12 protein-coding genes are annotated in these 14,441 nt (G+C 45.7%); 7 read left to right on the top strand and 5 right to left on the bottom strand.

Annotated elements, in window-relative coordinates; all coding sequences use genetic code 11:
• The first annotated feature begins 8 nt into the window (after positions 1 to 8).
• The 6 genes from BUC01_RS09805 (at position 9) to BUC01_RS09785 (ending at position 6,089) form a co-directional block, all read left to right on the top strand.
• The gene (locus BUC01_RS09805) at positions 9 to 1,376 is read left to right on the top strand and encodes a S8 family peptidase (protein WP_073313558.1); all 1,368 of its coding nucleotides are present in this window, start codon (positions 9 to 11) and stop codon (positions 1,374 to 1,376) included.
• Positions 1,377 to 1,673: 297 nt separating this feature from the next.
• On the top strand, positions 1,674 to 2,912 hold the full coding sequence (gene xseA / locus BUC01_RS09800; protein ID WP_073313555.1) for an exodeoxyribonuclease VII large subunit: 1,239 nt from the start codon (positions 1,674 to 1,676) through the stop codon (positions 2,910 to 2,912).
• Positions 2,913 to 2,927: 15 nt separating this feature from the next.
• Entirely contained in the window at positions 2,928 to 3,143 is a 216-nt protein-coding gene (gene xseB, locus BUC01_RS09795; RefSeq protein ID WP_025835141.1) for an exodeoxyribonuclease VII small subunit, read from the top strand.
• Between the two features lie 52 nt (positions 3,144 to 3,195).
• On the top strand, positions 3,196 to 4,215 hold the full coding sequence (locus BUC01_RS24915; protein WP_025835140.1) for a branched-chain amino acid aminotransferase: 1,020 nt from the start codon (positions 3,196 to 3,198) through the stop codon (positions 4,213 to 4,215).
• Between the two features lie 3 nt (positions 4,216 to 4,218).
• Complete coding sequence (gene trmB, locus BUC01_RS24910; protein ID WP_025835139.1) at positions 4,219 to 4,977, top strand: tRNA (guanosine(46)-N7)-methyltransferase TrmB; 759 nt, start codon at positions 4,219 to 4,221, stop codon at positions 4,975 to 4,977.
• An 11-nt stretch (positions 4,978 to 4,988) separates the two neighbouring features.
• Entirely contained in the window at positions 4,989 to 6,089 is a 1,101-nt protein-coding gene (locus BUC01_RS09785; RefSeq protein ID WP_025835137.1) for an Mrp/NBP35 family ATP-binding protein, read from the top strand.
• A 105-nt stretch (positions 6,090 to 6,194) separates the two neighbouring features.
• On the opposite strand, the gene BUC01_RS09780 is transcribed toward BUC01_RS09785, so the two are convergent.
• The 3 genes from BUC01_RS09780 to BUC01_RS09770 form a co-directional block, all read right to left on the bottom strand.
• Complete coding sequence (locus BUC01_RS09780) at positions 6,195 to 8,225, bottom strand: M56 family metallopeptidase (RefSeq protein ID WP_073313553.1); 2,031 nt, start codon at positions 8,223 to 8,225, stop codon at positions 6,195 to 6,197.
• Between the two features lie 43 nt (positions 8,226 to 8,268).
• Positions 8,269 to 8,631, bottom strand: a complete 363-nt coding sequence (locus BUC01_RS09775) for a BlaI/MecI/CopY family transcriptional regulator (protein ID WP_025835134.1) — start codon at positions 8,629 to 8,631, stop codon at positions 8,269 to 8,271.
• 70 nt (positions 8,632 to 8,701) lie between these two features.
• The gene (locus tag BUC01_RS09770) at positions 8,702 to 10,606 is read right to left on the bottom strand and encodes a TlpA family protein disulfide reductase (RefSeq protein WP_073313646.1); all 1,905 of its coding nucleotides are present in this window, start codon (positions 10,604 to 10,606) and stop codon (positions 8,702 to 8,704) included.
• Between the two features lie 132 nt (positions 10,607 to 10,738).
• Here BUC01_RS09770 and BUC01_RS09765 point away from each other — a divergent pair, with 132 nt between their 5' ends.
• The gene (locus tag BUC01_RS09765; protein WP_073313648.1) at positions 10,739 to 11,806 is read left to right on the top strand and encodes an SGNH/GDSL hydrolase family protein; all 1,068 of its coding nucleotides are present in this window, start codon (positions 10,739 to 10,741) and stop codon (positions 11,804 to 11,806) included.
• A gap of 145 nt (positions 11,807 to 11,951) precedes the next feature.
• On the opposite strand, the gene BUC01_RS09760 is transcribed toward BUC01_RS09765, so the two are convergent.
• Both BUC01_RS09760 and BUC01_RS09755 read right to left on the bottom strand, forming a co-directional pair.
• Complete coding sequence (locus tag BUC01_RS09760) at positions 11,952 to 13,193, bottom strand: ABC transporter permease (protein WP_073313551.1); 1,242 nt, start codon at positions 13,191 to 13,193, stop codon at positions 11,952 to 11,954.
• Positions 13,193 to 14,404 (bottom strand): ABC transporter permease, encoded by a 1,212-nt coding sequence (locus tag BUC01_RS09755; RefSeq protein ID WP_073313549.1) that lies wholly within the window; start codon positions 14,402 to 14,404, stop codon positions 13,193 to 13,195. The genes BUC01_RS09760 and BUC01_RS09755 overlap by 1 nt, the downstream gene beginning before the upstream one ends.
• Positions 14,405 to 14,441: the final 37 nt, after the last annotated feature.

Genomic DNA, 14,441 nt, shown 5'->3' with positions numbered 1-14,441 from the left:
ATAATAGAATGAGAAAATTGATTTCCCTTTTAGTTATTGTCCTGCTCGCAACAGGAGCATCGGCGCAGCAAGATACATTGAAGTATCGTATCAGTCTGAAAGACAAGGCTGCCACAGAGTATTCGTTGAAGCGGCCGGAAAAATTCTTGTCCGAAAAGGCAATTGAACGCCGTAAGAAACAGAATCTTCCGATTGACTCTACCGATCTTCCGGTTTGTCGTAAATATATAGATGAAATCCGTAAGCAGGGAGTTAATATCGTGGTGACCGGGAAATGGAATAACTTTGTAACGGTGTCCTGCAAGGATACGACTTTGATTGACCGGATAGCAGCGTTGCCTTTCGTTCTTTCCACAGAAAAGGTCTGGATTTCTCCCGGTGCCGACAAGCCAACGATGTCTACCGAACGGGATTCTGTCATTAATCAGCCGACGATACATCCGGATAGCATTTACGGACGTGCCATCACTCAGATTCAACTGAGCAATGGGGATAAGCTTCATGAAGCTGGCTTCAAAGGGCAAGGTATGACGATTGCAGTTATTGATGCGGGCTTCCATAATGTGGATAAGATTACTGCCATGCAGAATATCCGTATTCTTGGTACGAAAGATTTTGTGAATCCTCAGGCGGATATCTTTGCCGAGAGCAGTCACGGTTTGTCTGTACTTTCCTGTATCGGTATGAACCAGCCCGATGTGATGACAGGTACGGCTCCCGGAGCCTCCTTCTGGCTGCTCCGTAGTGAAGATGAATATTCCGAGCATCTGGTAGAGCAGGACTATTGGGCTGCTGCCGTTGAATTTGCCGATAGCGTGGGAGTGGATGTGCTGAATACCTCTTTAGGATACTATGCGTTTGATGATAAATCGAAGAATTACAAATACCGTGATTTGGATGGGCACCATGCGTTGATGTCACGTCAGGCTTCGCTTATTGCAGATAAGGGAATGGTATTGGTGTGCAGTGCCGGAAATTCGGGTATGGGTTCCTGGAAGAAGATAACCCCTCCGGGAGATGCAGACAATGTATTGACGGTGGGTGCTGTTGATAAGAAGGCTGTGCTGGCTCCCTTCTCTTCTATCGGTAACACGGCTGATGGACGTGTGAAACCGGATGTTGTGGCTGTAGGCGCCGGATCTGACGTCATCCGTACGGATGGAAATCAGGGACGGGCAAATGGAACTTCTTTCTCTTCTCCTATCATGTGTGGCATGGTGGCTTGTTTGTGGCAGGCTTGTCCGAAACTGACGGCAAAAGAACTGGTGGAACTTGTGCGCCAAGCTGGTGATCGTGCGGCCTTCCCGGATAATATTTACGGATATGGAGTGCCTGATATGTGGAAAGCATATAATGATTATAAGTCAAAGAATTAAGACGAATCAGTGGTGAATTAGATTCATAACTGATAAAAAAGGAATCAAATGATAATTTAACGCAGCCTAAGCCTGAAAGGCTTTCATCTTACAGCCCAGGGCATCGCCCTGGGAATGAATCGTCCCCCACAATCTTACGCCCTGTAAGGGCAAAAGCTGATGTGTGCTGTTATGCCCTTACAGGGCGCGGGGATAAACATTACTCAATTCCCAGGGCGATGCCCTGGGCTGTAAGATGAAAGGCTTTCAGCCTTGAGCTGCGCAATAATCATCTGTTTCATTCATAACCGTGTAATAATGGAAACTTTATCTCTCTTAGAACTTAACGCCTTAGTGCGCCGTAGCCTGGAACAATGCTTGCCTGACGAATATTGGGTGCAGGCAGAGTTGAGCGATGTGCGCACCAATAGCACCGGACACTGCTATCTGGAATTCATTCAGAAAGATTCTCGCGGCAACGGTCTGGTAGCCAAAGCAAGGGGAACGATTTGGGCGAATGTATATCGCTTGTTGAAGCCTTACTTCGAGGAGGCTACGGGACAGGCTTTCGTTTCCGGCATCAAGGTGCTGGTACAGGTTACTGTCAGTTTCCATGAACTTTACGGCTATAGCCTTACAGTGCAGGATATTGATCCCACCTATACATTAGGGGATATGGCGCGCCGTCGTCGGGAAATTCTGAAACAGTTGGAAGAAGAAGGCGTACTGACTCTGAACAAAGAGTTGGAAATGCCCGACTTGCCGCAGCGTATTGCTGTGATTTCATCCCCCACGGCTGCCGGCTATGGTGACTTCTGCCATCAGTTGCAGAATAATCCCCGTGGTTTCTTCTTTTATACAGAATTGTTTCCTGCATTGATGCAGGGCGACCGTGTAGAGGAGTCCGTATTATCTGCCTTGGATTTGATTCTGAACCGTCAGAAGGAATTTGATGCCGTAGTTATCATCCGTGGCGGAGGGGCCACTTCCGATCTGTCCGGTTTCGATACGTATCTGCTTGCTGCTGCCTGTGCCCAATTCCCACTGCCCATCATTACCGGAATAGGGCACGAGAGAGATGATACGGTGCTTGATTCCGTTGCGCATACCCGTGTGAAAACTCCGACAGCTGCCGCTGAATACCTGATTGACTGCATAGATATTGCCGCCGATAGCTTGGAAACCCTTGCCGGACGCTTGCACGAAAGCGTCCTTTCCCGTCTGGCGGAAGAACATCGTAAACTGAATTTATACAGGAATCGTATTCCCTCTGCCGTTGTTCGCCGTATCTCCGATGCCAAGTTGACTTTGTTGACTGCCCGGAGAGATATCTCCCAGGCTGTTACATCTTCCCTTTCACGCCAGCGTCATCGTCTGGAACTGTTGCAACAACGTCTGGTTGATGCATCACCCGAAAAAATGCTTGCCCGTGGTTATAGCATCACCCTGAAAGATGGAAAAGTCGTGAAAGATGCCGCTTCTCTCAGTGAGAATGATGAAATCCTCACCCGCTTCTACCGGGGCGCAGTAACCTCAACTATAAATCATAAATCATAAATCAAAAATATCCTTATGCCTACTCCAAAGAAAAAAGAAACTTATTCCCAGGCCATGGAGCGCCTGGAGAAGATTGTCCGCCAGATAGACAATAATGAGTTGGAAATTGATGTGCTTGCCGAAAAAATAAAGGAGGCGAATGAGATTATTGCGTTTTGCAGCGATAAATTGACCAAAGCCGATAAGGAAATTGAAAAATTACTGTCGGAGAAGCGAGAATGTGAAGAATAAAGAGTAAATTTGTTGCAGAATGTACGTAATGAGATTACTAATACTTTGAGATATGAAAGAAATAGATTGGTCAAATCTGTCATTCGGATACATGAAGACAGATTACAATGTGAGAATTAATTTCCGCGATGGCGCATGGGGAGAACTCGAAATCAGTAGTAGCGAACTTATCAATATGCACATGGCAGCTACCTGTCTGCATTATGGTCAGGAAGCGTTTGAAGGTCTGAAAGCTTTCCGTGGAAAAGATGGTAAGGTGCGCATCTTCCGTCTGGAAGAGAATGCGGCCCGTTTGCAATCCACTTGCCGTGGCATCATGATGGCGGAACTGCCGACAGAACGTTTCAAGGAAGCCGTGCTGAAAGCAGTGAAAATGAACGAACGTTTCATTCCGCCTTATGAAAGCGGTGCATCCCTTTATATCCGTCCGTTGCTGATTGGAACAGGTGCGCAGGTGGGCGTCCGTCCGTCCAGCGAATATATGTTCCTGATATTTGTAACTCCGGTAGGCCCGTACTTCAAAGGTGGCTTTGCTGCCACTCCTTATGTAATCACACGTAAGTACGACCGTGCAGCTCCACTCGGAACCGGTATCTATAAAGTTGGTGGTAACTATGCTGCCAGTTTGCGTGCCAGCCAGGAAGCTCATGCGGCAGGTTACTCTGCAGAGTTCTATCTGGATGCAAAAGAAAAGAAATACATCGATGAATGTGGTGCTGCCAACTTCTTCGGAATCAAGGATAATACGTATATCACTCCTTTGTCCACTTCCATCCTGCCTTCTATCACGAACAAGAGCTTGATGCAGTTGGCCGAAGATATGGGCATGAAGGTCGAACGTCGTCCGATTGCGGAAGAAGAACTTACCACTTTCGAAGAAGCCGGTGCTTGCGGAACAGCAGCTGTTATCAGTCCGATTGAACGTATTGATGACCCTGAGAATGAACATTCATATGTGATAGCCAAAGACGGCAAACCGGGACCTATCTGCACGAAGTTGTACAACAAGCTGCGTGGCATCCAATATGGTGACGAACCTGACACGCATGGCTGGGTAACCATTGTGGAATAACGCATGAGTAAAGGTAAGTTAGCGAAGTTTGCCGACATGGCAAGTTATCCGCACGTGTTCGAGTATCCCTATTCGGCAGTAGATAACGTGCCCTTTGAGATGAAAGGAAAATGGAACGGGTCATTCTTCGGGAATGACCGTCCCATTGTTTTGGAATTAGGTTGCGGACGTGGTGAGTACACCGTCGGTTTGGGGAAATTATTTCCTGACAAGAATTTTATCGGTGTAGACATCAAGGGTGCCCGTATGTGGTCAGGTGCTACGGAGTCGATGCAGGCCGGCATGAAGAATGTCGCCTTTCTGCGCACGAATATCGAAATCATCGACCGATTTTTTGCAGAGAATGAGGTGAGCGAAATATGGCTGACCTTCTCCGACCCGCAGATGAAGAAAGCAACCAAGCGTCTGACCTCCACTTATTTCATGGAGCGTTATCGCAAATTTCTGAAACCGGATGGCATCATTCATCTCAAGACAGATAGTAATTTCATGTTCACTTATACCCGCTACATGATTGAGGAAAATCACCTTCCGGTAGATGTGATGACAGAAGATCTGTATCACTCCGGTATGGCTGATGAGATTCTCAGTATCAAGACTTATTATGAACAACAGTGGTTGGATCGCGGGCTGAACATCAAGTATATCAAGTTTCATCTGCCGAAGGAAGGCGAACTGCATGAACCCGATGTGGAAATAGAGTTAGATGAATATCGCAGTTATAACCGCAGCAAGCGGAGTGGACTGCAAACTTCAAAATAACAATTTTAATAATGACACTTTATCCTAAACTTATTTTAGATGCACTGGCAACAGTGCGATATCCCGGCACTGGAAAGAACCTCGTGGAGGCAGAGATGGTTGCCGATAATTTGCGTATAGACGGGATGAAAGTCAGTTTCTCGCTGATATTCGAGAAGCCGACCGATCCTTTCATGAAATCTGTAGTAAAGGCAGCGGAAGCGGCTATTCATGCGTATGTATCTAATGAAGTAGAAGTTACTATCGCTACCGAAAGCAAACAGGCTGCACGGCCCGAACCGGGCAAGTTGCTGCCGCAAGTGAAGAATATTATTGGAATTTCTTCCGGTAAAGGAGGTGTGGGTAAATCAACGGTATCTGCTAACCTTGCGGTGTCTTTGGCAAAGTTGGGTTATAAGGTTGGTTTGCTCGATGCCGATATTTTCGGCCCGTCTATGCCGAAGATGTTCCAAGTGGAAGATGCACGCCCCTATGCAGAGAATATAGGTGGGCGTGATTTGATTATACCTGTTGAGAAGTATGGCATCAAACTGCTCTCTATCGGTTTTTTTGTAGATCCTGACCAGGCAACCCTATGGCGTGGCGGCATGGCAAGTAATGCCTTGAAGCAATTGATAGCGGATGCAAATTGGGGTGATCTCGATTATTTCCTTATCGACCTTCCTCCCGGTACAAGCGATATCCATTTGACAGTGGTTCAGACGCTCGCTTTGACGGGAGCTATCGTTGTCAGTACTCCGCAGGCCGTGGCATTGGCTGATGCCCGCAAAGGTATCAATATGTTTGTCAATGAAAAGGTTAATGTTCCTATTCTCGGCTTGGTAGAGAATATGGCTTGGTTTACGCCTGCTGAACTGCCGGAAAATAAATATTATATTTTCGGAAAAGAAGGTGCCAAGAAGCTGGCAGAGGAAATGAATGTGCCTTTATTAGGACAAATACCTATTGTACAAAGCATCTGTGAGAGCGGGGACAAAGGTACACCGGTAGCGCTTGATGAAAATACCGTGACCGGACGTGCATTCTTGCAATTAGCGGCAAGTGTGGTTCGCCAGGTAGACAAACGGAATGTGGAAATGGCACCGACGGAAGTGGTGAAGATGCATAAATAAAAAATTGGATTATCTGCATCCTGCCTCTGATGATAGGAAAACAATCAGGGGCAGGACTTGCAGGTAATCTTTTGTGTAAGAGAGAATTTATCTTGGATTATTGACTTACTGTAGCTTGAACTCGATGGGGAATGTATATTTCACATTGACAGCCTTTCCTCTCTGCATGCCCGGTTGCCATTTAGGCATGTTCGCAGTCACGCGGATTGCTTCTGCATCCAGTGAAGGATCTACACTCTTTGTTATTTTCGGATTTGTAACGTTGCCATTTGAGTCGATGATAATTTGTACAAGTACTCGTCCTTGTATTCTTGCCTTTTGTGCCGTTACAGGATATTTAATATTTCTGGACAGATAGCGCATCAGCCCTTCCATACCACCGGCAAATGAAGGCATTTGTTCTACGATTTCAAAAACCACATCTTCTTCTATTGGTGATTTTTCCTGGCTTGCATAACCTACCACGACAATTGACTCATCAATCTTCGGTACGGGTTTGAATTCTTCCTTCTTTTCATCATTTAAGCGGAACATGACGGGAACCGTATATTTCACCCGTACAGCTTTACCTTTTTGCATACCCGGTTTCCAGTTAGGCATTGTGCTGATAACGCGTACAGCTTCACCGTCCAATTCCGGATCTGCCCCACGAATAATCCCTATATGGGAGATACTTCCGTCTACATTTACAATAAATTGTACAGTAACGCGACCTTGTGTACCATTCTTTTGTGCATTTACCGGATATCTGATGTTTTTCGATAAGAATTGCATCAAGCCAGGCATTCCACCATCCGGAAATTCAGGCATTTGTTCCACTACTTCGAATACGGGATTGTCCGGATCATTGGCGGGCGGATTTTGCCATTCCCTATTCATGACAATCTTCATGTTCGAATTATTCTCTTTGTCGATAGTCACGGTTACTACCATCATTTTTCCATCTTTATTCCAAAGCACCGCCATTTTTGCATTTTCGAATGCTTTGAAAGAAAAACTGCCGTCCTTTCCTGTGACATACGATTGGCCTTTTGGTAGGTCATAGCGGCGATCTACCAAAAACTCAGCACCTTCCACCGCTTTTCCGTCTTTATCCACTACTACTCCTTTGTAGCTTACAAGCTTGTCTTTTTCCTGTTGCGGTGCCGGTGTTTCCAGCGGTGCCGTTTCAGTAGCAACTTCCATATCCGGCGTCGTTGTTTTCGGCGTCAGATTTTCTTCCACAGCCTCTATGACGTCTTTGGCAACTTCTTTCGTGGTGCGTGCCACGGCTTCGATGTTGCTGATAATCATAAGTAAGGCTGCCAAGGGGAGGAACATAAGATACTTAGTTCTCCCTATTTCTCGGGTTCTCTTTTTGTTCATCATTTTGATGCGTTTTTTTAAAGGTAAAACATTGAAACTGTTATAGATAGTTGCTGCAGCCTTATGGTGGGATAATCCTAACAGATGATACTGATAGGCTTTAGAGTCATGCCCGGTTTCCAATACACGGTTGTCCGCCAAATATTCCAGATTGGTACGGATTTCACGTTTCATGAGCCAGGCAAAGGGATTGAACCAACAGAAAACACATATAGTCTCACTGATAAGTACATCCACCGAATGCCATTGGTTGGCGTGGGTTTTTTCATGAGTCAGTATTTCGCTTAGTTCATCTTCAGTGTGTGAGACCGGATAAATGAATATCCAGTGAAAGAAAGAAAAAGGTCCGCCCGCTTGTCTGAGCAGATACACATTGGTGTCACCTATTAGCGTTTTCCGACAGCGGAAAGATAGCCGGATAATGCCAATGAGCTGTATGAGGAGGCGGATTGCTAATAAGCACACTACTCCCCAATAGACGAAACCGGCCGTTTGGAGCAGAAGAGTTTTCCAGTCGGCAGTGGCTTGTTCTGGTGTAAGAGTAATTTCCGGCAAGATAATGTCGGCGTATAAGTCTGCCATTGCTACCATAGGTTCCTGCTCTGTAATCCATGTCTGTATGTTCAACAACGGATAGACGGCAGAAACGGCAAAGAAACAAAGCAATGCCGCCCTGCGCCACGTGAAGAATGTGTCTTTATAGAAGAACAGCCGGTAGAACGCATAAAACAGCGCAATGGCTACATTTATTTTTAGAAAATAGGCCAACATATCAATTTATAATTTATGAATTATGTATTTCTATCATAAATCCTCACTCTTTTCCTTTTTCAATCATATCGATAATATCTTTCAAGTCATTGGTTGAAATCTTTTGTTCTTTGGCAAAGAAAGAAACCATTTCCTTGTAAGAGTTTTCGAAATAGTTACGCACAAATCCACTCATGAAGGTACGTTTATACTCACTTTCGCGAATGGCAGGCGTGTATTGGTACGTATTTCCTACTCGTGCGGCCGTAACATACTGTTTGCGCTCCAAGTTCTTTACAATGGAAGCTACCGTAGTGTAAGGAGGTACCGGATTGGGATATTTGGCAACAATGTCTTTTACGAAGCAACTGCCCAGTTCCCAAATGTAAATCATTGCTTCTTCTTCTTGTATAGTTAACTTTTCCATGGAAATAAAGTATTAAAATGAATTCAATGCAAAGCTACGAAAGTTTCGTAATAAAGCAATGGACAGCAAGTTAATTAGTGTGAATAACCTTTAGGAGCTCCTCTTTCATCGTATTTACTCCGGGGAAACCCACTTGTCTGTATTTGACGTTTCCCTCCCGGTCGATAATTAGATAGGTAGGAACGCCTGAAATATTGAAGCTCTTACCCAGGTAATCCCATTGGGCGGCTGTCACCCGGTAGTGTTCACCGTGGATGTCGGGAATCATGTTTTCCCACGTCTTCAATGGAGAGGTTTCACCGGTGATGTACAAGTATACAATATCTTCGTCTTTCAATTCTTCCTTCATGGGAACCATTGCCTTATTGGCCATGCGGCATGGACCGCACCAGGTAGCCCAGAAGTCAACTAACAGTACTTTACCGCTGAACTTGCTGATGATGGAGGCGAAAAGATCTTCATTACTGACCTCTCCGGTTTCGTTTACCGTGAATCCGGTCTTTTTCTTATTGGCCTCGATTTTCGCTAACAATTGATTGTTGGCGGCAGTCAGCATCTCCTGATAAGCGGTGGGCAGGGTATTTAGTGCTGTCTTCTGTTCTTCCGTCAATGGAGTGAAGTTCTTGATACCTTGATAAAGAGGAATAGCCCGGGCAATATCGAAAAAGATACCGCTGTCCGTTCCCCATGATTTGGCAAATTCATCACTTTGGCGGTAGTAGCCGGTTATGATGTTTACGTATTGGCTGGAGAAAGTTGCCTGCGGGTTATTTAGCAATGCAAAGTCTGCGTTGGGAATATAATCGGCCGGTACTTTCTGTGCAAGTTCCTGATAGTATTTCTGCGCTTCTTCCCGGGTCACCTGATTGGCGCTGATAGCAGCAGATGTCAGTGTGCTTGCTGCGAAGCGCAATAATCCGATTGTGGACAGTTTATTATTGGTGGTGAGCAGTTGGCGTGTTGCCTGACCGCATGGGAGTTTGTCTATTTCTGCTTGCGCTTCTGCAGAAAGTTCAAGTATCCGCTCTTTATACGCATCAATGCCTATTCCGGCGAAATTCTTTGTATTCTTATACACTTTTTCCTGTATGTTCGTATCAGGCATATCCTGATTCAGGTCTTGTACTATGGCAGCCAAGGGACCATTCACATAGATGACTTCTCCATAAGGCTTCTCGTCTTTATGGAACTTGGATTGGCGGCGGGAAATTTCGCGCAAGTTGATGTATACTTCGGTGGTTTGTCCCGGTTCCATAAAAATTTGGAGTGGCTTGCTGCCGGATATGTATATCGAACATGGCGTACTGTTTGTCAACGGCACTTCTTTGCTGAAACTTCCATCCGATTGAATGTCTATCTGATTTTCTGATAAGTCCCCTTTGGCGCTTTCCCATGCCACCAGAGTGATCGGGGTAGGCATACCGGGATAGAAATCCAGTAATTTGCCTTTCAATATGGCTTTGCCGTATCCGATGACCGGTTCCGGCAATTCAGCTTTGGCATCCGCTTTATGTATAATGGCTTCTTTCGGCAACATCAGTTTCGGCAGTTTTTTACCTTTCACCTGTATTCCCCAGATGCTGAATCCATTTTCTATATCAGCCCCCTCTGTGAAGTCAACAGAGGTTACAGAATCGGGGAGAGGAGGAAATACCAGTTGGAACTCAGCCTCGCCTGATTCCGGCATCCAGAATTCTTTGTCCGGTGTGATACCTATGCCTGAACGCAGTTGATAAGTCTCTCCATTATTATCTTTCAGGTAACTTCCCGAAGCGATTTTTATCCAGTTCTTAGGCCGATACTTGGCATAGATGTGTACTACAGTAGCCGTATCACTGATGTCGATCTGACTGACCTCGATAGAAGTGGTGTTACTGACAATGAACGGAGGTTGTTCAATCACTTTGTTTTTGGCTTGGACGGTGCAACAGAGGCACAGTAGCAAACAGCTGAGCAGAGAATAAAGTCGTTTCATAATATTGTAGTTTTCCTCCAAAGTTACGAATGTTTCGTAAATGATAGCTCTCTTGCTTGTTAATTGATGTGAAACTGTTGAGGAATGTTGTTTTTCAACGTACCTTTGAATCATCTTAATATCTATATCATCATGAGAACCAAAGCTTTTATTATGGGATTGTTGCTGGCTGCGTCAAGTCATGCCCAGATTCTTTATCACGATGCTTCCGCTTTTCCTCTTTTGGGTAAAGCGACGGAAGCTACTCTTACTCGTTATGAACGTCTTCCGGATTCTTTGGAGCACATTTCCCGTAAGCCTCTTTGGAATTTGGGACGAAACAGTGCCGGACTTGCTTTACGTTTCCGCTCTAATTCCACTTGCATTGCGGCAAAATGGGAGGTCAGGAACAATATGAGTATGAACCACATGACACCTACGGGTATCAAAGGACTCGACCTTTACTGCCTGCAAGACGGTAAGTGGATATTTGCCGGTAGCGGACGGCCGCAAGGCAAAGTGAATGAGGCAACCATTGTGAAAAACATGGACCCTGAGGAAAGGGAATATCTTCTATACCTTTCTTTATATGACGGTGTCACGTCTTTGGCTATCGGCGTAGATAGTCTTTCGACGCTTGACCGGCCGGCGGTTGATTTGCCGGTACGTAGGAAACCGGTTCTTTTTTATGGAACCAGTATTCTGCAGGGTGGTTGCGCCTCCCGTCCGGGCATGGCTCATACCAATATTCTTGAACGTTGGCTCAATCGTGAATGCATCAATTTGGGTTTTAGTGGCAATGCTTTACTCGATTTGGAGATAGCTGAAGTTGCGGCTTCGGTTGATGCTTCCATGTTTGTTCTTGACTTTTTGCCTAATGCTACGGTAGAGCAGATGAAAGAACGTGCGGAAAAGTTCTACTCAATCATTCGCGCTAAGCATCCCGATACTCCTGTTCTTTTTGTAGAAGATCCTATTTTCCCTCATTCCCGTTTTAATAAAAATATTGCGCGGGAAGTGGAAGCCAAGAATGAAACAATTGCAGCTATTTTCCAGTCGCTAAAGAAAAAAGGTGAAAAGAATATCTATTTTCTGTCTTCTAAAGATATGATCGGACATGATGGCGAAGCGACTGTTGATGGAGTTCATTTCACTGACTTGGGATTTATGCGTTATGCTGAAGTATTATATCCGTTGATTAAGAAACATATTACCCGTTGACGGAATTCATACAGTGACGCAGCCTTGCCATCGAAGTGGCACAGTCTTGCCATCGCTTTGGCACAGTCTTGCCATAGGCGTGGCAATGTTTTGCCATAGGCATGGCAATGTTGTGCCACGCCTATGGCAAAAGCAAGCAGCTTATTTATGACTCTTGCCTATTCTTATATTCCTTATACTTTTCAATCACATGCTTCCGACTTTGGATTATCTGCCAGCGATATACCCAGCAGGTTGTCAGAAAATAGATGCCTGCCTGTATCCATAAAGCGCGGTATTCAAAGGCCACTTCGTTGAGCGTAGCCCCCATGCTATTGATACGTACGTAGCCATTGATGCCGAAAGTAGACGGGAAGATATAAGAAAAATATCTCCAGAAATCCGGCATTGCCGCACCCGGCCAGGAAATACCTGAAAGGAACAACAAAGGCACGGATGTGAAGACGAATATCAACATGCAGGTTTCCCGGTTGCGTATGGCAATCGAAGTTGTCATGGCAAAGAAAATGCAGGCAGCCAGATAGGGTAACAAAAAGAGACTTAGTACACCCGGCTGACCTATCTGAATAAGATTGAACAAGCGAGGTACTACACAAAGTACGTAGACAGATACAAGGGTATACACCATAAAGTAACTCAAACCTTTGCCGAAAACGATACGTAACGTCCCGTTGTAATGACGGTTGATGGGCACCAGATCTTTGAACCGGTTGTGTTCGCGTGCAGTTCCGGCGGAAAGTCCGATACCGAGTAGCAAGGTCTGCTGAATGATCAGTATCAGTACGGCAGGTATCAGAAATGCGGCAAAACCATTCGTCGGGTTGAAAAGAGTGACATCTTCATATCTTATCGGATATGCGGTGATTTCATCCTGACGGTCGGTACTGTTGCCTGCACGCTGTATCTTTATGTCTGCATTCATGTCCAGTGATACACTCGTGTTCGTATTCAGCAGGGATTTATAGTACAGCAATCCGCTCATGTCGCAGAACAGGCTGACCTGAGTCTGTTTTCCCCGCGCAATGTCGTCACTGAATTCGGCAGGTATATAGATGATGCCATAAGCCAGACGGTCTTTCAGCATCAGTTTGGCTTCTTCCATGTCGGCACAATATGCCACAATCTTCACTTCCGGGCTGGCATCCACCTTGCGCAGATATTCGCGGCTTAACGAACTGCGGGAGTTATCTACCACAACGGCAGGCACTTCACGTATCGTTTCATTTGTATAGATGAAAGCATAAATCAGCGGATATACCAACGGGACAAGCACAAAGAAGATGAGCACGCCTTGATCGCGGAAGGTCGTGCGGAATTCCCGTACCCAGATATAGAATAAATCGTGGATACCTTGTACTACTTTCTGTTTGAACGTCAGATGTTTCATTAGGGCACGTATTTATAGTAAACCAACGCTCCCTTAAGCCGATGCACAATGAGGAAAGGAAGCATCATGAAAATGAGCAATGCCACGTAGTTTATCCATGAATAGATCATCGGATAGCCATTCAGCGCCTGATCTACATAAATCAGGAAATAGTGGCGTAACGGGAACAGATTGGCCAACCCTTGCAGTACGGGATGCATGGCCATAGCGGGGAACGAGAGTCCGCACATGGAGAACGAAAGCACTCCCCAGAGTGACGCGAAACTCAATCCCAGGCGTAGGGTGGGCAAAGTTCCTATCATGAGTACGCCCATGCCTTGCGAAGCCAGCACCAAGCAGAGGGTGGCAAGCAGCATTGGGATGATACCGCTATTACAGGGGAAATGAAGAAAACCGTACAGGTACACGTTGTATAATATCCCCATCAGGAAAAAGATAGCTGTGTGTGGCAACAGTTTTCCGGCAAGGGAGATATAAATAGAGTTATTTCCCATGCGTAGCCATTCGCGGGCTGTGCGGTCTTTTATTTCCACTCCGATGGAGTAAACCGTTATCATAAAAATCAGTAACATCAGTACACCCGGTGCAAAAGTATTGCACAAGTATACGGAATAGTTCAGCCACGGGTTGTTCAGTGGATGCGTGTCGATGACGATAGGTTGCAGAAATGCCATGGCTTGGTCTTCGGTAGCGCCTTTTGCGTAAAGAGTGGTGCGTGCAGCGGCTCCCGATGCCAATTCGCTCATCATCTTCATGTCTTTATAGAGCAGCGAACCGGCGATGAGCAGGGTATTGTTGGTATAAAATGAAACGGTTGGCTGCCGTTGGGATTGCGCTTTGGCGGTAGTACCTTGCGGGATATAATAGAAACCATAGATTTCGCCTTTCTGCATGGCGGTGCGGGCCTCGTTCACGGTAGGATAGTGGGCAACAACGGCGGTTTGCTCAAAAGCATCCAGGTTGCGCACCAATTGGCGTGAAGTGGAGGTCATGTCCTGGTCCACTACACCTACGGGCATATTGACGGGAAGTCCCGAGTCCATCAGTGTGGTGAAGAACACGTAGCAAAACAGTGGCGCTATCACCATGCAAAACAGGTATAGCGGACGGGAAACCAACCGTCGGCATTCCCGTTTTATGACGTTCCACAAGGCTATGTATTTCTTATCTCTCACGTTCAAATGATTTATACCACAGATTTTCCGGATCATTACAGACTTACTTATCAATATCGAAATCTGTGCTTAT

The organism is Bacteroides stercorirosoris, from assembly GCF_900142015.1.
GTDB classification, from domain to species: Bacteria; Bacteroidota; Bacteroidia; order Bacteroidales; family Bacteroidaceae; genus Bacteroides; species Bacteroides stercorirosoris.
Note: the sequence above shows the minus strand (reverse complement) of the source record. Positions and strands in the feature narration are given on the sequence as shown.

Excerpts from the sequence above, each read along its gene's own strand:
- BUC01_RS09805 (WP_073313558.1), top strand. The coding sequence starts at position 9 with ATGAGAAAATTGATTTCCCTTTTAGTTATTGTCCTGCTCGCAACAGGA.
- xseA (WP_073313555.1), top strand. The coding sequence starts at position 1,674 with ATGGAAACTTTATCTCTCTTAGAACTTAACGCCTTAGTGCGCCGTAGC.
- xseB (WP_025835141.1), top strand. The coding sequence starts at position 2,928 with ATGCCTACTCCAAAGAAAAAAGAAACTTATTCCCAGGCCATGGAGCGC.
- BUC01_RS24915 (WP_025835140.1), top strand. The coding sequence starts at position 3,196 with ATGAAAGAAATAGATTGGTCAAATCTGTCATTCGGATACATGAAGACA.
- trmB (WP_025835139.1), top strand. The coding sequence starts at position 4,219 with ATGAGTAAAGGTAAGTTAGCGAAGTTTGCCGACATGGCAAGTTATCCG.
- BUC01_RS09785 (WP_025835137.1), top strand. The coding sequence starts at position 4,989 with ATGACACTTTATCCTAAACTTATTTTAGATGCACTGGCAACAGTGCGA.
- BUC01_RS09780 (WP_073313553.1), bottom strand. The coding sequence starts at position 8,225 with ATGTTGGCCTATTTTCTAAAAATAAATGTAGCCATTGCGCTGTTTTAT.
- BUC01_RS09775 (WP_025835134.1), bottom strand. The coding sequence starts at position 8,631 with ATGGAAAAGTTAACTATACAAGAAGAAGAAGCAATGATTTACATTTGG.
- BUC01_RS09770 (WP_073313646.1), bottom strand. The coding sequence starts at position 10,606 with ATGAAACGACTTTATTCTCTGCTCAGCTGTTTGCTACTGTGCCTCTGT.
- BUC01_RS09765 (WP_073313648.1), top strand. The coding sequence starts at position 10,739 with ATGAGAACCAAAGCTTTTATTATGGGATTGTTGCTGGCTGCGTCAAGT.
- BUC01_RS09760 (WP_073313551.1), bottom strand. The coding sequence starts at position 13,193 with ATGAAACATCTGACGTTCAAACAGAAAGTAGTACAAGGTATCCACGAT.
- BUC01_RS09755 (WP_073313549.1), bottom strand. The coding sequence starts at position 14,404 with ATGATCCGGAAAATCTGTGGTATAAATCATTTGAACGTGAGAGATAAG.